Below are 21,079 nucleotides of genomic sequence, written 5' to 3' on the forward strand. Positions count from 1 at the left end.
TGCTATATGAAGAGAAAAGTCTAACGGGGGCTGTCTGCCCACAGTCGACAACTTCCTCGGAGTGTCTTTCATTTATTTAATTTTGTTGTATCGGATTTTATTTCTAAATTTGTAGACAAAGATATGATAATAAAAGATATTTGTAACAAAATTTTCATCAACCGACAACTAATTCGGGAAGGTGACAACCATATTGGATTGAATGACAACCAATCTGGTAAGGTTAGACAACTTATTTAATAACAAATGTAAACCTATTCCGGCTAAAGACATACCAGAAAAAGTTTTTTCAATGTCACTAATGTCACAATGTCACAAACGCCCTGTTTATCGGGCTTTAGCGAGTGACATTAAGTGACATTATCGGGGTAAAAGTGACATTAAAATCGAAAACACACCTATTTTTAGCGTTTTATTTCAAATTATTAAGTTACCTGATTCTTCGTAAGAAATATCATTCAGATATTTTATTAAATAGTGATAAGGGCCTTATCACTATCTAATGTATCACAAAGTGCAGAGTGATAAGGGCCTTATCACTCAATGGTATGTCGAAGAAACTAATTTTATCATCGTTGCGCATATACGCTTTACTGCTAGTAATAAATCTGTTTCATGATACAGAGTTTTTGCTATAGTGTAGGATGTCTCTGCTTTATCGTTACTAAGTTTCTATTATTAATTGTCCATCATCCCGTTCTATCGATCAAACGTTTGCGTTATGTCGTTATAAAGTTTCTGATTCTACGATCAAACGTTTCCATTATATCGTTATAAAGTTTCCATTGCATCAATCAAACGTTTTCTTTTTGTCGTTACTAATGCTTTAGTTGTATCAACAACATGTTTATTGATTATAATATAGTAAATAAATTTCCATCATATTCTTTTAATGCTACCGAACTTTCAAAGTAGTAGTCTAGCCAGATCTTCTATTTTATCGTAGAAAATAGCAAATTTTAGTGGAGGACAGTGGATGATAGTGGAGGTATACCTCCACCAGTTAACAAACTACAAGATAGCAGTTTACGCTTAAAGTGGAGGTTATTTAGAATTTTTGGAACTTTTTTGGTTTTTCGTTTTTCTATTATTAAACACTCATGGGAAAGCAATAAAAAATCACAGCCATATAACAACTAGGGTTAGGTATAAAATCTATATAATAAAAAAAGGACTTAGCTTTAAAAACATATAAAACTAAGTCCTTTTTTGTTTGTATCCTTATTACTTTGGAAGATTAAAAGCTACAGACATTTCTTTCATCTGTGCTTCGCTCATTCCTTCAGGTTCAAATCCCATGCAACGAGAATTGATATATATCTTGGCACTCTTTGAAAGGACATCAATCTGATCGAAAGCATCCATTACATCAAGTCCCTTTGCAAATACACCATGCTTTTCCCACATAACTACATCATAGTTTTCAAGTTCATTCAATGTAGCCTGAGCCAAATTGTTTGAGCCTGGTAGTTCGTAAGGAACTATTCCCAATCCCAGTGGACAGAAAGCCTTTGTTTCAGGAATCATGCTCCACAATAAATTAGAAAGCACATCCTTGCCCATCATCTTAGGGTTGTGACTCATTGCAATAAGTTCAATAGGGTGTGTATGTACAGTAGCACGATATGGAGAACCAGTTTCTATAAGATGTGCATGAACTGTAAGGTGTGAAGGAAGTTCACTTGTAGGCATAACAGCATTGTCGGCAATGATTACATAACTTGCGCAATCGTCTAATATGCGAATGATACTTCCGTTGTCCATAGGCTCACGTGCAAGATCACGCATACGCTTACCAGTTCCCTTGCAAAAGAAGTAGCAACCTTTCAAAGCAGGCAAAGTAACACCAATCTGCTTAACATCACTGATTGCAGGAAGACTCTTTATCTTGTCATCCACCAATTCTGTAATGTTTACTGTGATATTACCACCATTGCGCTCTGCCCATCCGTTCTGCCACAGATAACCAGCAACCTCTGCAATCTTATCAATTTCTTTCTTTAAGGCTTCACGGCCTTCCAAAACTGTCTGTTTCATATTTTTGTTGATTTGTTTTTTTCTTTCGGCAAAAATAGCCTTATTTTACCTTTAAAGGCTTTGAATTATGATTTTTAAGCCTCAATAATTGATATTTCAATTATCATATAATGAATATATTATCTTTCATTACCACGAAACTCACTCGGTTTAAGTCCCGTCTTTAGTCTGAACTTAGAAGAAAAATAATCAGGTGACTCGAAATTAAGCTGATAAGCAATTTCCTTTATTGTCATATCTGTAGTCGCCAATAGATCTTTGGCACGCTGCAATTTTAAATCCTGCTGATACATAGACGGAGAAAAACCAGTGAACTCCTTGAATATTTTTCTGAAATTCGAATAGCTCATTCCTAACCGCATTGCAATCTCCTGAATAGTCGTTCCATCTTCCAATGTCTCACGTATCATCTGACGGGCACGATTCACTATATCAGTATGCACAAAATTCTGTTGCAACTGATTGCTGCTTTCTAGAGAATACATCAACCCGATAAGATAGTTGGTTATTCCGGCAAGCACCTGTTGAGAATGTATAGCCTCCTCGTCTGCTACATGCAAAGCCATGTCGAGCATGCGGATAATCTCACTTGAATAGCCCACGTGATATATAGGATGTTCTGGAGACAAGAAATCTGCATTTACACGATCGTCCATGTTGCGCCCTTTAAATCCAAGCCAATAACATTTCCAACCAGTATTAGTATTGGGATGATAACTATGCCATTCACCAGGAAAGAGAAGAAATATATCGCCACTACGCAATTCAACTTCTCCTACACTATGAGACTTGAACATACCACCGCCCTCTTTGACGTAAAGCATCTGATATTCTTGCAAAATGCGCCCTTTGGCAACATTGAAGTAGAAGCCATCGGCATGACCATGCGTAGGATAATCCTCACCAGGAAGATTCTCCTCATAACCAACGGTGTCGACATTCAATCCCCACAGCAAGTCCTTGGTATCAGTAACCAGATATTTAAACTTTTTCATGTTACCAAATTGTATTGTGCAAAGTTATCAAAAAACATGGTAATGACAAAAATTATGGGTTTAAAATCAAAAAATCTAGTCTGTCACATCACTGATTTACTATCTTTGCCAACATAATAAACACTAACCTACAAACAATGGAAAATCTAAAACACTTCTTTGCCGTTGACCTTGGAGCAACAAGCGGACGTACAATCGTTGGCTTTCTGAAAGACGGAAAGGTGAAAATGGATGAGCTAACACGTTTCGACAACAATCTGATTTCTACAGGCGGGCATGTGTATTGGGATATATTTGCCCTATACAATGAGATAATAAAGAGTCTGAAAATCGTAGCCGAGCGTAATATAAAGATTGAAAGTATCGGTATTGACACTTGGGGATGCGACTTTGTATGCACGGGTAAAGACGGAAACATTCTTCGCAATCCACTAGCCTATCGTGATCCTCACACTATGAACACGATGGAGGAATACTTTGCTGAGCAGATGTCTAAAAAAGACGTTTATGGAATAACTGGAATACAATTGATGAACTTCAATTCCATTTTCCAGCTTTACGCTATGAAGAAAGCTAAGAATGATGCTCTTGCTGGTGCAGACAAGATTATGTTCATACCTGACGCGTTGAGTTACATGCTTACAGGAAAAGCTATCTGCGAATACACTGTATGCTCTACATCACAACTGCTTAATCCAAAAGAAGGCGATATTTCAGAAGAACTGCTTGAAACACTTGGACTGAAACGTGAGCAATTTGGTAAAATGACTGCTCCAGGAACAGTAATAGGAAACCTTAGCGATGAGGTTAAAAATATTACAGGACTTGGTGATATACCTGTTGTAGCTGTAGCCGGACACGACACTGCAAGTGCTGTAGCTGCCGTACCTGCAGAAGACGAGCACTTCGCTTATCTTAGTTCGGGTACTTGGAGCCTTATGGGTATAGAAACAAAGGACGCTATCATAAATGAAGAAAGCTACAAACTTAACTTCACTAACGAAGGCGGTATTGAGGGAACAACAAGATTCCTAAAGAATATCTGCGGTATGTGGTTGTATGAAAGTTGCAGAAAAGAATGGCACGAGACTAAGGGTATGGGACATGCCGAACTACTTAACGAGGCCATGAAGGTGGAAGGATTCAGAAGTCTTATTAATCCTGATGACGCAGTATTCGCTAATCCTACTTCTATGGTTGAAGCAATAAAGAAATATTGTGCTAATCACGGCGAACACGTACCTGAAGGATATGCCGAGATATGCCGTTGCATATTCGATTCACTTGCACTGCGATATAGACAGGTATTGGAATGGCTGAAAGACTTTGCCGATTTCGACATCAAGGCTTTACATATCATCGGCGGAGGTTCACTTAACAAATACTTGAATCAGTTTACTGCAAATTCATGTGGTGTTACTGTACTCGCTGGTCCACAGGAAGCTACAGCTATTGGCAATATAATGATGCAGGCAAAAGCAGCAGGATTGGTAAAAGATGTTTGGGATATGAGAAAGCTTATTGCCGACTCTGTTCAGCTAAACATATTTGAACCAGAAGACAAGGAAATCTGGGATGAAGCTTACGATAAATATTTAAAAATAACAAAATAATAAAACCTAAAATTATGAATTCAGAACTAATTGAAAAGAACTATCAAATTGCCAAAGAGCGTTATGCTGCGATTGGCATAGACACAGACAAGGCTCTTGATACATTGGAGAAGACTCCAATATCACTTCATTGCTGGCAAGCTGACGATGTAGTGGGATTTGAGCGTAACGAAGCTCTTTCTGGTGGTATCCAGACTACAGGTAACTACCCTGGACGCGCACGCAACATCGACGAACTTCGTCAAGATATAAATAAGGTTACATCACTTCTTGGTGGAACATTCCGCCTAAACCTTCACGAAACATACGGTGAATTCGGAAACAAATTTGTTGACCGTGATGAGGTTGAGGTTAAGCATTTCCAGGGATGGATTGACTGGGCTAAGGAAAACGGACTGAAACTTGATTTCAACTCAACAAGTTTCTCTCACCCAAAGAGCGGATACCTATCTCTTTCAAATCCAGACAAGAGCATACGTGATTTCTGGATTGAGCACACAAAGCGTTGTCGCCGCATTGCAGACGCAATGGGTAAGGCACAGAATGATCCTTGTATCATGAACATCTGGGTACACGACGGTATGAAGGATATCACTGTTGAGCGTAATCGCTATCGTGAAATTCTGAAAAACAGTCTTGACGAGATTCTTGCAGAGAATTTGCCAGATATGAAACCATGTCTTGAAGCAAAACTATTCGGTATTGGAATGGAAAGCTACACTGTAGGTTCTCACGACTTCTATGCAAGTTATTGCGCAAAGAACAACGTGATGTACACACTTGACACCGGTCACTACGAGCAGACAGAGAACGTTAGCGACATGGCTGCTTCACTATTGCTGTTTGTACCAGAATTGATGCTTCACGTAAGCCGCCCTATCAGATGGGATAGCGATCACGTAACAATCATGAACGATCAGACTCTAGACTTGTTCAAGGAGATTACACGTGCAAACGCACTCAATAGAGTTCACATCGGACTTGATTACTTTGATGCAAGTATTAACCGTATCGGTGCATACATCGTAGGAACAAGAGCTACACAGAAGAGTGTTCTTTCTGCACTTCTTGAACCTTTGGCTAAACTGCGTGAGTACGAAGATAAGGGACAGTGGTTTGAACGTCTTGCTCTTCTTGAAGAAGCTAAATCTCTTCCATTCGGTGCAGTATACGATTACTTCAACATGAAGCATAACATACCTGTAGGCGAAGAGTTTATAGCAGATGTTCAGCAATATGAAAAGGATGTTCTTTCAAAGAGAGCGTAAACAATGAATATTGCATTAGGACTTATTATCATTGCGATAGGAGCGTTTTGCCAGTCAAGTTGCTACGTTCCTATCAATAAGATAAAGAACTGGAGTTGGGAAAGCTACTGGATTGTCCAGGGAGTATTTGCCTGGCTCCTGCTCCCTCTCTTGGGAGCAATGCTTGCAATACCTGCCGGACACTCTATGATAGAATTGTTCAGTCAGGATATGCATGCCACAATTATGACAATGCTCTATGGCGTGTTATGGGGTATCGGCGGACTTACTTTCGGTTTGTCTATGAGATATCTTGGAGTTGCTCTCGGTCAGTCTATAGCACTAGGAACATGTGCCGGACTTGGAACGATATTAGCTCCGCTTTTTACAGGACATGCTAGCGACCTTACAACATCCGTAATAGTTGGTGTCGTAGTAACTCTAGTCGGTATTGCAATAATAGGAATAGCTGGTTCTATGAAATCGGCTTCACTGTCAGATGAGGAAAAGCGTGAAGCAGTAAAGGACTTCAACTTCACAAAAGGAATCACAGTAGCTCTATTGGCTGGTTTCATGTCGGCATGTTTCAACATAGGACTTGCACAAGGTGCCGACCTTCATTTCGAAGGTGTAAACCCAATGTTCATATCATTACCTGTTACATTCTTGGTTACGCTAGGAGGATTTATCACAAATGCGATATATTGCTTCTATCAAAACCAGAAGAATCATACATGGAATGACTATGGCAAATCAAACGTATGGATGAACAATGTATTATTCTGTCTGCTTGCAGGCGGACTATGGTACAGTCAGTTCTTCGGTCTTTCACTTGGAAAAGGATTTCTCTCAGAAAGTCCAGCTCTGCTCACATTCGCATTCTGCATTCTGATGGCTCTTAACGTTGTATTCTCTAATGTATGGGGAATCATCCTAAAAGAGTGGAAAGGATGTTCTAGCAAAACTATCGTTGTATTGATAACAGGAATATTGATACTTGTTATATCATGTTTCCTTCCGCAGATCATAGATATGATAAACAAATAATAACTAATTGCATCTAAACCGCATCATTGTACAGTAATGTCTTTGATGCGGTTTTTTGGATATACACTTATAATGTGTGCCTTACCTTGTTTCATTTCAGCCTCCACAATTGTGCCACGACTGCAATGAAGTTTGAATTTCACATTCCATGACTTGGGCCAAGCTGGGAAGATAATAATTTTATCACCTACTTCCTGAAGTAACATTTCCTGAATACCAATCATTCCAGAACCTCCCCAATTATGATCGGGTGTCCAATCATGTCCAGGTCCCCAGAAAGCAGGAAAGCGATGTGGACCACTTTTCAATTTCAAAGTATTCCATTTTACGGCTTCATCAGTAAGTCCAAGACATGCTGCCCATATATTTGTCTGTTCCCAACCTGCATAACCATTAAACTTATTCACATAAGGATCATATTTCCATGTATCAACGGCTACGCTAAGACTATCACGCCCTACACCGAACATTCGCCAAGGAAAGACAGGATAAAGCATCGTCGGTTCTGTATTGTTTACACGCGCCCATACAACGGCAGGTGAAATCACTTTATGACCATCAACATATCTATATGAAATGTCGGGCCATATTGAAGACATTGTCTTATAATGTGCTATTGTTGTACTGTCAGCTCCAATACTTGATAAGTATTTAACAAGATAATCAGTCACCGTTTTTAGTCCGCATACTGTGGAAGTTGGATTATAAGCCATTTTAAATGTCTCTGCTCCTGAACCAGGATATATCACTAAGTGACCATCATCGTCGAGTTGCTTGCGCCCATTACGTGAAGCCACATAACGATAATGTTGTTCAAAAAAATCAAGTGAAGATTCAATCCAAGGCACATATTTTGAGATGTCTACGCCACCATAGCTATGTGCGTCTAATGCCATTTGGCAAAACTCCAGCACGGTGTCCCATGTATATTCCAACCAAGCATTATATTCAAGTCCTGAATCAAAACCTTCAGGGCGCTTTGTTCCATATTCATCATATTCAGGGAGTCCGAAATTCTCTAACTGTTCGGTAAATGCCGCACCACCATGATGCCAATAAACACGACTGCGCAATTCTGCATTATGAAGAATACGTACATAAAAATCAAGTTGGCTTTTCATGGCATCATAATCTCCGCTTTTTAGCATAGGCCAATAAAGCAGTCGCTGATTCTGTGCAGTATGAGTTCCACCACCCCATCTGCGATAATCAGGAGTGAAAGCAAAATCAGATTTAACATAAGAAGGATCAAAGCAGAAAAGTCCGCCATTGAATTTCGTTGGCCATTCACCAAGAGCATTACATCCCATCATATATCTGAAAAGCGTGTAGTTTCGAGTAATCTCTTCAGCTTCTCCCTCTCCTTCAATATAACTGCGTTGCCACCATTTATGCCACCATGTTACAGAAGATTTACTGTCACGGCTAACATCAATAGCTTTTATAATGCCCTCAAGTTTATTATTCCATTCGGCAACTGTTCCCTGATTATCAGTTAAAGCTATACACAGTTCATGATGTTTTGAAGCTGAACGTGAACGTAGATTATAGCTTCTATAATCAGTATTGTCATATACTCCATCACAAGTTCCGGAATATTTAATGTTGTTACCAAATATCTTTCCTCCAAAGATTAGATTTTTCAGAGGATTATACATCTCAGACTTATATGGCAAAAGATGTTGTTGCGCGACAGTTGCATCAAAAACCGTAGTATCTGGATTCTGATGGAAAAAAGTAATTCCACAATCAGATGGAGTTATCACATCATGAGACGTAACAACTCCACTAGGTACACCAAATTTATATGATGTCTGAAAACTTTCTTTTTTGCCTATTTCCCGATTACGATAGCGCCAATTATGGTACTCATATTCAACTGCTACCGCCTTTTTGCTGTCAATGCTAACATGAACGACCGGCTTGAATACATCAGCCCAAAGTTTGACTGAAATGTTACCATCTGAAATCACGGCATATCCAGCATTGACAACCAATCGCTGTGAGAAATTGTGGGTTGTGTTAAGATTTGGAGTCAGTCTTATACGAAAACGACCTTGTTTTAAGAGAGTGTTATTCTCATCAAAAGATCCGCTTCGACTCAAATAAAAATATATATCACCATTTTCCACCCATACATTCATTCCGATACTCCCTCCGCCAACAGGCATTGACTCTGACGAATTACGACTTTGGCTATGCCAAACTACATCTGCGGGTAGTCCCCACACAAAAAGCGGAATAAATAATAAAAGTAAAAACAGTTTCCTCATTGTATTTCTTTTTTACACTGCAGCAGTTCGTAGCTTTATCATTCCTCGATGAACAAGATTACGCACTGAATGATAGTTCATATTCATTATATCACATATTTCATCATACTTGCGTTCATCAAGATAGTAAAGTTGGAAAGCCTCACGCTGTCTTGGAGTCAATGTATTCAAAAGATACACGATCTTTGCATGTCCCAATCGTTCGTTCTCAGCATCTAAATAAGCTTTCTCTACATCATCAGACATACGCATATTAGTAGCTCTGTCCAATTCTGTAACATTATTATATGATGCCTTGCGGAATTCATCAAGCAGACGATTACGCAAAGATACAATTAAATAAGAACTTACCGAAGTAATCTTTAAGGAATCTCTACGATCGAGCATCTTTACAAACACATCTTGTATGCAGTCCTTTATAAGTTCCACATCAGATGTAATGCAACGACCATAATTCAACATTGTCTGAACATACATACTATATAATTCAGAGAAGGCAGCATTATCACCAAATTGGTAAGCTTTCAGTAAAACAAGCGAACTCTTTTCATTGTTAATAGTAGAAGAAGTCATTTAGGTATTTTTTAGGTTTTATTTTCAAATGCAAATTTACCTAAATAACCTATTAAGGTCTTGTAAAATCAGATATAAAAATGGGAAAAATTGGTATTTTCCCCATTTTTATTACCATTTAAGGTCTAATATTATCTTTTTCTTAACCAATAAATGCCTTTTGAAGAGATAAGATAATTGCCATTTATTGTCACTCCAGTCTTCATCTTTTTCATCTCTCCACTCTTAGAATCTATCTGATAAATATCATAAACTCCATTGGAAAGTGAAATGCTAATAGTATTCTTATCCGTTCCAATATATGCCACGGCATCCTTCTTTTCATCATTAATCAAATAAACATTATCTTTGTGAAAAGATGGTTGCATTGCTGCAACACTATGCAAAAATTGCTTATCCTTAGCAGGAATATCAGGACAAGAACCACCAGCCATCAATACAGCCCATGACATTTCAGTATAGTTATTGGCATAATACATAACAGCCTTATCACTCCAGGCATTACGACATTCAGAAACGCCACGATACACATCGGCAAAACTAACACTTCCTGTCCTTCCATTACGCAAGGCTTGACGAGGAGCAAGATTCAATCCACCTTTAGGTGCATACAATCCACGACTGTTATAAAACCATTGTTCAATATTTATTATATCAACAGTCTTTGCCAACTCCTTATCCTGCATTATAGAATCCTGAACATCTTTATTTATGGCGAGCGATACAAAAACCTTCTTGTTGTGTTCATGTTCCCATTCAGATATTGTCTGCAACCAGAACTTCACGAACTTGAAAGGTCCCGTAAACTCCTCACCTATTGAATGAATAACATTCGGTTTATCGGCAAAGGCATCAAGAACTCCATATATATATTTACGATGCAGTTCACGAAGATGACTGTTATTGACATCATAAAAATAATCTGCCATAAAGATTCTCTTATCAGCAGTGAAAGGTACTGGTTCTGGGAATCCTGTATTATTGATATTGTTTGCTGTACGCCAAGGACAATCAACCCAATGCGCACCGGCTTCCAATATGTTATGCTGGAAATAATGCTGGTTCATCAACAGCATCCCATTATCAGCCTCACTGTCAGCAAACTTCCCTAGACGATAGAAATACCATTTATTCGGTCTTGAAAGATCGTATTTGCTCAATCCGTCCCAAGCTGTATCCTTACCACTGCGTGCAAAAGGCTGTTCATAGAAAGGTCCCCAAACATCACCGTCACGTCTGCGCACACGTTCGTGGTCATCACGTCTGCGATCATACCATAGTCCGTAATTCTGACTATAGACTACGTTGTTGTCACGTTTCATATTTAGGATAACACTATCCATTCGATCAGTAGTACCATACATTTCCATTCCAGGCACAAATCGTGTAACGGCATAAGGAAGTTTGGAAAATACTGAATATTTTACTCTTCCGCTCCACCATGGACTGTTATGTCTACCACCAACAAGGAGACTTCCATCAACAAGAAGTTTTCCATCCACTATGGCATATTCATGTTTTGCAACAGCAGTCTTGTTAGCGATTTTTATTGCATCAACATTTTTAGTTCCTGTCGGAGATACATTGGCAACAAATTTAGCACTGTCTATCCAAGAGTGCATTGTGATGCGTGGCAATTTTGCATTAGCCATCATAATCTGAGCTTGCTCTACAGTAGGACTACTTGATGCTTCGGTGTTTCGCTCCAGTGTTCTGGTTATTCTACTTACATCCCTACCCAAACGTTTACTCAACTGCGACGCAAAAAGACTCCAAGGCTTCACATGATTATTTGATTCATCAAAGAAACCTGTTCCGCAAAATTGCGCCCAACATCCATATACATAATTATTTGTTCCGTCAGGAAGACTGTCAGCAAAGATACCACTTGCAGTACTCTGATATACTGTTGAGTTTGTTGAATTCCAACCTGTACCGTATTTCTCTATACCAAGATTGCACAGTTTAATATCATTGCCATCTATATTTACATCATCGAATAGCAGACCTGAGGCAAAACTTCCAACAGAACCACTGAATCCCAATGACTCATAACTGTCACACTGAACAAAAGCATTTGGACCAGCAGCTATATAGCCTGCAGCGAAGTCGTTGATGCCATGTTCACTATATAGTCTTTGAAAAAGACATTTTTCGCCAAACGTTAGGAATGTGCGACGTCGGTAACCACCAATCTCTGAAACTGGAGACAACGACTTGCAATCCTCAACAGTAATCTGGCTACCACTGCGCTGTATAACGACAGCCGAACCTGCCAAATGTTTGAAATCAACCATTCTAACCCAACAGTTGATTGCATTCGCAAGATAAACGCCATTCCAAGCATGATCTTCATCCTTAGGATATGCCTTGTCATAATCAGACTCAACAGTGATATTCTCTATTCCAGAATTCTCTATTCTACCACTCCAATTATAACGAAGCATCATGCAGTCTTTGTCGTAAGATATAGGCAATGGAGCGTCAAAAGAAGGCAGTCCGTTTACAATACCAGTTATCTTTCTAGTGAATTCCAAATCCATTTCACCAGGATGCCATCCCCAATAGCCCAAGTCCAGGCCGCCGCCAAAGTTACCACATTTCATAAGATCTATCCATTTCTGAGTAGACTTCCTTACGATAATTACATCATCGTCTTTTTTGGCGTTACCATGAATAGTATCTGTTACGATGCGGTTATCCTTTCCTTCAACATATACAACTGCTCCACGGTCTACACCAGTCTTGAACAATACAGTTTCACCTTTTGCAGTTCCACGGATCACAACTCCTGAAGCTTGGATACGCAAAGGTTCAGACAATTCATAGCATCCCTTACCTAAGAGTACGGCACCACGCAAACCTGTTTTTCTATCAGGTTTCAATGAAGCCACATAATCAATGGCTTTTTGTATGCGTGAACTTTGATTACCAGCATGCCATTCCACATACACTTTTACATCTGCATTAGGAATTGGTTGCTGCGACATGTGGTAACCCACATAACTGTAATCTAAAGGGAAGGGTTGCGCATAACAACACGCAACCCCAATCATAAACACCAATATGGCAATTATCTTTTTCATCAAAAACGTAATTATTTCTGTTTTTTTGCTGCCTCAATACGCTTATACCAACCTTCTCGCTCACTTTTTAGGTCATATCCACGAGTTGCAAGCCAGTTGTTTATACGTCCTTTATATTTACCAAACCAAGCGTGTTTGCTTTTAGAATCACTTGCGTCTATAGCAAATTCACGAGCTTCCTTCAACCAATTAAGAATCTGAAGTTTTTCATTTTCCTTTAGTCCTGGTATCATTTCAAGATGCGCCTTATAAGTTTTTGGAACAACACCGTATGTCATTCCGTCCTTAATGGCTTCTATCTGAGCATCGTTGACATAGTTTGCCAAATCTGCAGCAAACTCGAAATGATGCTTATACAATTCTGCATCAATCGCATTGCGATCTTTGTTTTTTTCGTATATGTCGTTCAATTTGAAATAACGGTTACAAATGATATTTAGTACATTATTGCGTACGTTGCCATCATTTATATTAAGCCCATCAACTATTTTTATTGAACGCTCGGTTATAGACTTCACATAGTTGGCGTCACGTCCTGCGCTGTCAAGTTTTACTTGACCTACAGCGCAAAGACATCCGCACATTATAGCAAATACACCGAGTAATAATCTTTTTCTGATAATCATGATATATCTACGTTTACATCAATTTACCCTTTTCGGCAAGAGTATCATGATTATTTTTCAAATTGGTCCAATCAGTCTTTTCCTTGGTACTGATTCCGTTAATATACTTTTCTATATTTGTATATCCATCACCAGTACAATCCTTAACAGCGTCTGAAGGATCATTTGGATTCAGTCCGTTTGCGATTTCCCATTCATCAGGCATACCATCTTTGTCACTGTCCTTATAAGGCTTACCCTTATATTGTGGATATCCTCCCATCTGACGTGGATCTGTTATGATACCTTCTTTATATGAATCTTTTGAAAGGCGACGATACTTGAATGAACCATCTGGTGCCTGTGATCTAGGACTAAGTCCCCAAAGATCACCATAAGGATTTACCTTTGGCAATTTCTTTTCATAATAAACATTTCCTGTGCGAACTTCATCTACGACTCTTTGGTCAACGATATCACGCTTAGGAATTGTAGCACCTACATTATTTAAAACATAGTCAAATGTCTGATTACTTGGAAGAATTGTAATATAAGGCATTACAAAAGGTTCTTTTGAATGCATAATAGCCAATTCATCTTCTGCAAGATCACCATCCTTATCAGCTGTCTGTATTCCACCAGCCCAGTTATTCTTTGTTATTGCATCATATCCTTCTACAATATTGCCATCGGCATATACTCTACCAAACTGCTTGAAAGGAAATAGTTTACCACTACGGCTTTCAGACTTTATTATACGCCAACCTACATTACTGTCTTTTGGAGTCAATGGTCCTGGCTTGTAATAGTTGTTTACGAAGTTGGACATTGTTGAATATTCACCTCCATCAGCAGTACGATGTACCCAGTTATAAACAACATTGTTCACAAAGTTGAAAACACCACCCCATCCAATAGACGGGTTTCGTCCTGTATTGTCAGCCCATAGGTTTCTCATGAACGAAGCATTCTCTCCACCTATCGTACTTCCAAATGCATGATTATATGTATCAAGAGATTTAGCAGAAATTGTATTCTGTATTGTTACGTTTACAGTCGGTTCTTTACGACTGCCGAAAGCATCACCAAGGTCAAACATGTGACGATAGAATGAAATATTCTCATCAAGTCCCCATTCGCAAGAGCAATGGTCTATCATGATGTTTCCAACAGGATTTCCACCAAAAGAATCTTCACGATACCATACATGTGTATTTCCACGACGGAAACGCATATGACGAACGATTACATCATGGGTATTAACCTGAAAACTTTCACCTGCTAAACATACACCATCACCAGGAGCAGTCTGTCCAGCAATAGTAATATATGGAGCACGAACAATTATAGGAGTCTTCAATTTAATAATACCACTTACATTGAATACAATAATACGTGCACCGCCTTGTTCACAAGCCCATCTGAAAGAACCAATTCCGTCATCATTAAGATTGCTTACGGTAATGACCTTACCACCACGACCACCGAAGGTGTACATACCGCCACCTTCTGCACCAGGGAAAGAAGGAATTTTTGCTTGTTTCAAGTCATAAGGGCGGAAAGCCCAAGGCACGTAAGGACGTCCTTCCATAGCTTCTTTCTTTACAATTGGAAAAGCAACAGCCCATGCTGAATCAGAATGTGCAGTCCACACTTTCTGTAGAGAATCAATCTTAGCTTTTGCAGCATCTGTTATGCTTGGATATTGTGCTTCGGCTGCAACCGGGGCCAATATCATTGCGCATGCTGCAAGTAATAGTTTCTGTTTCATTTTATATTATCATTTTTTGTTTGTTCTGATGTAAAGACGAACTAAAGCAAAAAATGTAATATCAACTAAAACAAAAAATAAATATTTATTTTTAAAAATCTATTTGTATAAGTTCGTGATTAAGGTTACAACGTATTGGCAATACGCCTCACTTTGCTTGTATAGTTGCGGTCTTCAGCATAACCAATACGACTTAGAAAAGAATAATAATCCCCATCTGTATATTTATACTGTACATCATCACGATAACTCTTCACGCTTTCTTCCCAATTGTTAAAAACATAATAGCTACCATCAGAAGGATGGCGAAGTCCGAAAAGATTATGATTTACACGACATAGTTCACTTGAAAAGTTGCCTGTTTCCAATAATGCCTGCGCCAATACAATCTTAGGAAATTTAACATCATATTTCTGCAGCATCGCCAACACATTTTCAGCTGTCAATGCAGCGTCATTCATCATATAATCGCTATCGCTTTTCATTTCAAGTTCAGCTAGACTATCACATGTCTTATCAATACGTGCAACAGCAGGGAGCGCATCAGGCTCATATTGCTGAGCTTGAATTTCCAATGATAATAAAAGCGCGTATATAATTATAAGTAATTTTCTATTTATTGCCATACCAATAAAAGGAACGCGATATTTTTCAGTTTATTGTATAATCAACAAAAAAGGCTCCTTACTACTATTGTTGATATTATGAAGTTTTATAATAACACAGCAATGCTATCCGTACGTAAAAAAACGACCAAAGAACTAATATAAAATTGTTTCTTCGGTCGTTTTTCGTATGGTATAATAAAGAGAGCCACGAGACTCTAAAAAATCAAATAATCTTTATATGTTTATTTGAAAAGTTTTTGTGCAAACAGGTACAAATCTTCACGCCAAACAGGCCATGTATGACCACCGTCTTTAGAATCGTAATAGTCAAACTTAACGCCTTTCTGCTTCAAATGCTGCATCATTACCTGGCAGTTGTCGTAAGCAATATCAGGTTTACCACCTATAGTGATAAAAAACTGTTTCAGATTATTATTCAATAGCGATACGTTATTATCAATATATGCATAATTAGCATCACGTTCCTTATCTGCATTCATGAATGGTGAAGACTTAGCAAACCATCCTGAACTGAACACACCGAGATAATGGAACTTGTCTGTATTAGGAACACCAACATACAATGTGAACATTCCGCCCATTGACAAACCAGAAATAGCACGACTATCCGCAGAAGCATCAACGCGGAAATCTTTTTCTACAGAAGGGATTACATTATCCAATATCTCTTTACCAACATTATCAAAGCCTCCAACGTTGGCATCAAAGCTTACCATCAACATTGGTTTAGCTTTGCCATCAGCGATAAGATTATCAAGAATTATATCTCCTCTACCTTGCTGTACCCATCCACGTGCATCCTCGCCACCACCGTGCATTATATACAATACAGGATACTTCTTGTCAATATTCTTATCATATCCAGCAGGTGTATATACATACATCACTCTCCAGCTATTTGTCACCTTTGAGAAATATCTCACTGTGCTAACATTGCCATGAGCAACATCACGTACCTGAAAACGAGTGTCTTCCTTTGCATAAGGTACTTCAACACAACTCATCATCCTACTACATCCGAAGAATGATTCACTTGACGGATCGGCAACAGACAGTCCGTCTACTATCAAACTATAATAATGAATTCCAGAGCCTTGTGGTTCTGTAGTTACAGTCCAAACTCCATTTGTACTTTTCGTCATGTCATACTTGCGTCCCAAGTCTAACTGAACCTTTTGTGCCTCAGGTGCTTTGATACTGAATTCAATACTGTTATCTGGCATTATTTTAGGAAAGCCAGATTTGTTAATGTTAGTTGTTGCCGGTGTCTGTGCAAATGTAGCTACAGATACCATGGCAAGCATACTTAAAAATAATTGTCTCTTCATGGTTTTTATTTGTTTATAAATGCGTTTTTAATTGCCTCAACAAGTGCAGGACGCCAATAGTCCCAATTATGATTACCGTCTTTCACACGAAACTGATGACGAACGCCACGACTTCTAAATGTCTTTACAAAATCCATATTGCCTTCTAAAGTAAAATCATCATCTCCGCAATCAATAAACCAGCGAACGGTATTCAGTTGATTAATCTTTGTCTGCTGACATTCTGCAACATACTTTATAGGATTATTTCTTTCAACTACTGTCTGTCGCCATTCACCAAGCGGATCGTTTTTGAGGAATTCCAATGGCTGACGACGCAGATAACTACTCATGGCATAAACCATGTTAAAGTATTCTGGATGATGTACTCCATAAACCACAGAGCCACCACCTCCCATTGAAAAGCCTGCTAACGAACGACTACTCTTATCATTAAGCACACGGTAGTGACTTTCTATATAAGGCACGAATTCTTTGAAGAAGAAATCCTCGTAAGTCCAATCAGGATCATTAAACCAAATCATTTTGTTCTTATTGGCTTCGGGACAAACAATAACCATTTTAGGAACAATATGATTATTGATAAGACTGTCGGCAACTTCAGGAAGGCGTCCGTCAGTCACCCATTGCGTGTCTTCACAACCACCACCATGCAATAGATATAGCACAGGATATCTCTCTGCTTTTTCAGCATCATAGCCAGGAGGGAGATATAATGTATAGTCGCGTTGTGATATGCCCTTCAACATTTTACATGGCATTTTCATATATTCTATTCTACCTTTATCTTGGCTAAACATTCCGCCACAAACAAATAAGAGTAGAAATGATAAAATTATTTTCTTCATTATCAGATTTATAATATTTTCAATATGCAAAGTAACAAAAAATATTCCATTATACAAGATTCAAATGTTTCAAATACTTTATGCAATGTTACATATCCAAATTAATATCTAACAAAAGAAATATGAATTTAATATTTGAAAAAGATTGACTAAGAGGCAATAATACTAATAGTATTTACATTTACTCATATATATATTCTGATATTTGTCTATCAGTATGCTTTTTAGATAATCCCAATGAGTATCTTTTTTAGCTTCATACGTCTTATTATAATTTAGACATTAATTTAATATGAAAAGACAACTGCTTATAATCACAGCAATGGCAGCCGGTTTGTCTGCCAATGCGCAACAAATAGACTTCAACCTTCCAGGGAGACAGGCTTCACAAGTAACCGAAGACGGTTTTACTCCATGGGCTATTGCTACAACAAGATCTGAATCTATGCTGCTTCAAGACGGTGGCATCACTGTTAAAATTGCATTGGATAATTCCGCAACAGGAATGACAATGAAGTCATGCTGGTGGAAAGACGGAGTAAACAAATTCTCAAAACTTATTTCTGACGGCGTAACTGTATACCGACTTGACGCAAGCGGAAACACGACGATGATTCGGAGTGGAGCGGTAAAGATAATTGTCACTATAAGCGGGCTTTCTGCCGGCAAGCATACCCTATTGACATATCACAATGATACCGACGGAAACTCTCCTGCCAAGCTAGATGTTTACGCTAATGGAACAAAGGTACAAACAGGAGTGAAACAATCAAGCAGAGTTACGAATACTGACGATTGCGGAATGTCGTATATAGAGTTTAATGCCGAGGAAGGAAAGGATGTAACAATATGGTATGTGACCACACCTGAATCAGGAAAAGACTACACCAAAGATAATGGAACGACAAGTCTCACTATCAATGCATTGGTACTTGACCGTCCTAATCCAAAGACCACTGCATCAACTCCTTTTCCGGCAAACAGAGACTATCACGTTAACACAGACAACGGAAACATACAACTGCAATGGGCAGCAGCTTCTACAGCTGTGAAACATCATGTAAGAATAGGTACATCGTCAGATAACATGCATGAAGTGGCAACAGTTACAGACGCATATTATCAACTAGGCAACATGTATAACCTTAATGAATATTTCTGGCGAATAGACGAAGAAGATGCTAACGGCAATATATATGAAGGTGACTTGTGGACTTTCCGTCCCAGACATCTTGCATTCCCAGGTGCTGAAGGTTATGGCAAATACGCTATCGGCGGACGTGGTGGAAGCGTATATCATGTAACAACACTTGCAGATAACGGTGATGATGAGAATCCTATCAGTGGGTCGTTCAGATATGGAATAAAGAAAGCAACAGGACCAAGGACTATTGTTTTTGACGTTGGTGGAGTGATTGCACTAAAAAACAGACTTACATGTTCTGATAAGTATGTTACTATTGCTGGACAAACTGCACCAGGTAACGGCATCATGCTTCGCGACTGTCCTTTCGGAATGGCTGAAGACGGAATAACCAGATTCATGCGCATGAGACTAGGACATAAAACTAAAACAAACGGTGTGATTGATGATCAATACAAAGCTGCAGGACTTGATGGTATGGGTATGGCTGGAAATAACAATTCTATTATGGACCACTGCTCTATCGGATGGACTATCGACGAAGCTTTCAGTAGCCGCAATGCACGCAGCATAACATTACAACGCACGCTTATATCAGAAGCATTGAATGTGGCTGGACATCCTAACTATAAAGCAGGAACAGCCCACGGATACGCAGCAACGATTGGAGGCGGTGAGGCATCCGGTGTTGGTTCGTTTCATCACAACCTCCTTGCACACGACGAAGGACGAAACTGGAGTATCAGCGGAGGACTGGATGGAAGCGGCGCTTATGACGGGCATCACGACATATTCAATAATGTTGTTTACAACTGGGGAGGGCGTGCATGTGACGGAGGCTCACACCAAGCTAACTTTGTAGGTAACTTCTATAAGGAAGGTCCTGCCACAACACAGAAATATCTTTTAAGAGCGCAGTTGGAAGGTACTGGTACTGGTTCGCAATCATACTACGTAAACGGTAATCTTCGACAAGAAAAAGACGGAACTTTAACTGAGGACAAAGAAAATGAAACCTATCGCGTTGAAGCAAGCCAGGTATATAACTGGCAGGTATTTGTTGATAAGCCATTCTTTGCAAGTCAAGCTACTATAGAAAGTGCAAAAGCAGCCTACAAGGATGTTTTAAGCGACGTAGGATGCAATATGCCTTATCTAGATAATCATGACAAGAGAATGATCAACGAAACAATAAACGGAACAACTTCTACAAAAGGCAGCGTTTCTGGTAAAGCGGGACTGATAGATTCAGAAGAAGACAAAGGATGTGAAGGATTTGGCGGGCTGAACGTATATTCTGCAACACGCTGTTCCAACTTTGATACTGACGGAGACGGTATGCCAGACTGGTGGGAGAAAGCTAACTCACTAAGTACAACAACAGCAGATAACAACGCCGACGCAAACAGAGACGGGTATACAAACCTTGAAAATTATCTAAACTGGATAGCTGTTCCACATTTCACTATATTTAAAAATGAGACTTCAGTTATCAATCTAAAAGATTTCTTTGCAGGTTTTACTAACAATCCAAAATTTGAAATTAGCGGTTCAAACAACATAATCTATCATTTTGACGGACAAAATACTCTTACTGTAAATTCAAAAAAGAACAAGACTGGTTTCTACACCATAACAATAAAGGCATCAGATAATGACCATTGGGGCACAATGCAACGAGTATTCAATTTTTACATTGACAATAACACGACAGGAATAAAGAAAGATATGTAATAACATAAAAGCCCATTCTAGCAAAAGCTATAACATTTTAGGTCAAAGAATTGAAGGGAAAAGTAAAGGTGTTGTTGCTACCAATGGAAAGAAAAAGATGAACGGGTAAACACACACTGCCAGATATCTTAACAATAGCTACTATATAT

14 protein-coding genes are annotated in these 21,079 nt (G+C 38.8%); 4 read left to right on the forward strand and 10 right to left on the reverse strand.

Annotation, left to right across the window (positions count from 1 at the left end; genetic code table 11):
* Positions 1 to 1,224: 1,224 nt before the first annotated feature.
* Together rhaD and B045_RS0104245 are read right to left on the reverse strand one after the other, a co-directional pair.
* Positions 1,225 to 2,037 carry a rhamnulose-1-phosphate aldolase gene (gene rhaD / locus B045_RS0104240; protein WP_018463029.1) on the reverse strand — a complete coding sequence of 271 codons (813 nt, stop codon included), beginning with the start codon at positions 2,035 to 2,037 and terminating at the stop codon, positions 1,225 to 1,227.
* A 119-nt stretch (positions 2,038 to 2,156) separates the two neighbouring features.
* Complete coding sequence (locus B045_RS0104245) at positions 2,157 to 3,032, reverse strand: helix-turn-helix domain-containing protein (protein ID WP_018463030.1); 876 nt, start codon at positions 3,030 to 3,032, stop codon at positions 2,157 to 2,159.
* Positions 3,033 to 3,169: 137 nt separating this feature from the next.
* Here B045_RS0104245 and B045_RS0104250 point away from each other — a divergent pair, with 137 nt between their 5' ends.
* From B045_RS0104250 to B045_RS0104260, 3 genes are read left to right on the forward strand one after another with little or no spacing between them, the layout of a single operon-like run.
* Positions 3,170 to 4,645, forward strand: coding sequence for a rhamnulokinase (locus B045_RS0104250; RefSeq protein WP_018463031.1), 1,476 nt, complete (start codon positions 3,170 to 3,172; stop codon positions 4,643 to 4,645).
* 14 nt (positions 4,646 to 4,659) lie between these two features.
* Positions 4,660 to 5,913 carry an L-rhamnose isomerase gene (locus tag B045_RS0104255; RefSeq protein WP_018463032.1) on the forward strand — a complete coding sequence of 418 codons (1,254 nt, stop codon included), beginning with the start codon at positions 4,660 to 4,662 and terminating at the stop codon, positions 5,911 to 5,913.
* A gap of 3 nt (positions 5,914 to 5,916) precedes the next feature.
* The gene (locus B045_RS0104260; protein WP_018463033.1) at positions 5,917 to 6,939 is read left to right on the forward strand and encodes an L-rhamnose/proton symporter RhaT; all 1,023 of its coding nucleotides are present in this window, start codon (positions 5,917 to 5,919) and stop codon (positions 6,937 to 6,939) included.
* Between the two features lie 23 nt (positions 6,940 to 6,962).
* On the opposite strand, the gene B045_RS0104265 is transcribed toward B045_RS0104260, so the two are convergent.
* The 8 genes from B045_RS0104265 to B045_RS0104300 form a co-directional block, all read right to left on the reverse strand.
* Complete coding sequence (locus B045_RS0104265; protein WP_025883942.1) at positions 6,963 to 9,212, reverse strand: DUF5703 domain-containing protein; 2,250 nt, start codon at positions 9,210 to 9,212, stop codon at positions 6,963 to 6,965.
* Positions 9,213 to 9,224: 12 nt separating this feature from the next.
* Positions 9,225 to 9,785: an RNA polymerase sigma factor gene (locus B045_RS0104270; RefSeq protein WP_018463035.1), complete on the reverse strand. Its 561-nt coding sequence runs from the start codon at positions 9,783 to 9,785 to the stop codon at positions 9,225 to 9,227.
* A gap of 131 nt (positions 9,786 to 9,916) precedes the next feature.
* Positions 9,917 to 12,871 (reverse strand): DUF6298 domain-containing protein, encoded by a 2,955-nt coding sequence (locus B045_RS0104275; RefSeq protein WP_025883940.1) that lies wholly within the window; start codon positions 12,869 to 12,871, stop codon positions 9,917 to 9,919.
* An 11-nt stretch (positions 12,872 to 12,882) separates the two neighbouring features.
* Positions 12,883 to 13,497: a DUF3826 domain-containing protein gene (locus B045_RS0104280; RefSeq protein ID WP_044067608.1), complete on the reverse strand. Its 615-nt coding sequence runs from the start codon at positions 13,495 to 13,497 to the stop codon at positions 12,883 to 12,885.
* A gap of 13 nt (positions 13,498 to 13,510) precedes the next feature.
* On the reverse strand, positions 13,511 to 15,247 hold the full coding sequence (locus B045_RS0104285; protein WP_018463038.1) for a polysaccharide lyase: 1,737 nt from the start codon (positions 15,245 to 15,247) through the stop codon (positions 13,511 to 13,513).
* Positions 15,248 to 15,372: 125 nt separating this feature from the next.
* Complete coding sequence (locus B045_RS14235; protein WP_025883936.1) at positions 15,373 to 15,873, reverse strand: glucosaminidase domain-containing protein; 501 nt, start codon at positions 15,871 to 15,873, stop codon at positions 15,373 to 15,375.
* A gap of 224 nt (positions 15,874 to 16,097) precedes the next feature.
* On the reverse strand, positions 16,098 to 17,204 hold the full coding sequence (locus B045_RS0104295) for an alpha/beta hydrolase-fold protein (RefSeq protein ID WP_018463039.1): 1,107 nt from the start codon (positions 17,202 to 17,204) through the stop codon (positions 16,098 to 16,100).
* 5 nt (positions 17,205 to 17,209) lie between these two features.
* A complete protein-coding gene (locus tag B045_RS0104300) occupies positions 17,210 to 18,052 on the reverse strand; it encodes an alpha/beta hydrolase (RefSeq protein WP_018463040.1) in 843 nt (280 codons plus the stop codon).
* Between the two features lie 292 nt (positions 18,053 to 18,344).
* Here B045_RS0104300 and B045_RS0104305 point away from each other — a divergent pair, with 292 nt between their 5' ends.
* The gene (locus tag B045_RS0104305; protein ID WP_018463041.1) at positions 18,345 to 20,930 is read left to right on the forward strand and encodes a hypothetical protein; all 2,586 of its coding nucleotides are present in this window, start codon (positions 18,345 to 18,347) and stop codon (positions 20,928 to 20,930) included.
* Positions 20,931 to 21,079: the final 149 nt, after the last annotated feature.

It is taken from the genome of Segatella paludivivens DSM 17968 = JCM 13650 (assembly GCF_000373185.1).
GTDB classification, from domain to species: Bacteria; Bacteroidota; Bacteroidia; order Bacteroidales; family Bacteroidaceae; genus Prevotella; species Prevotella paludivivens.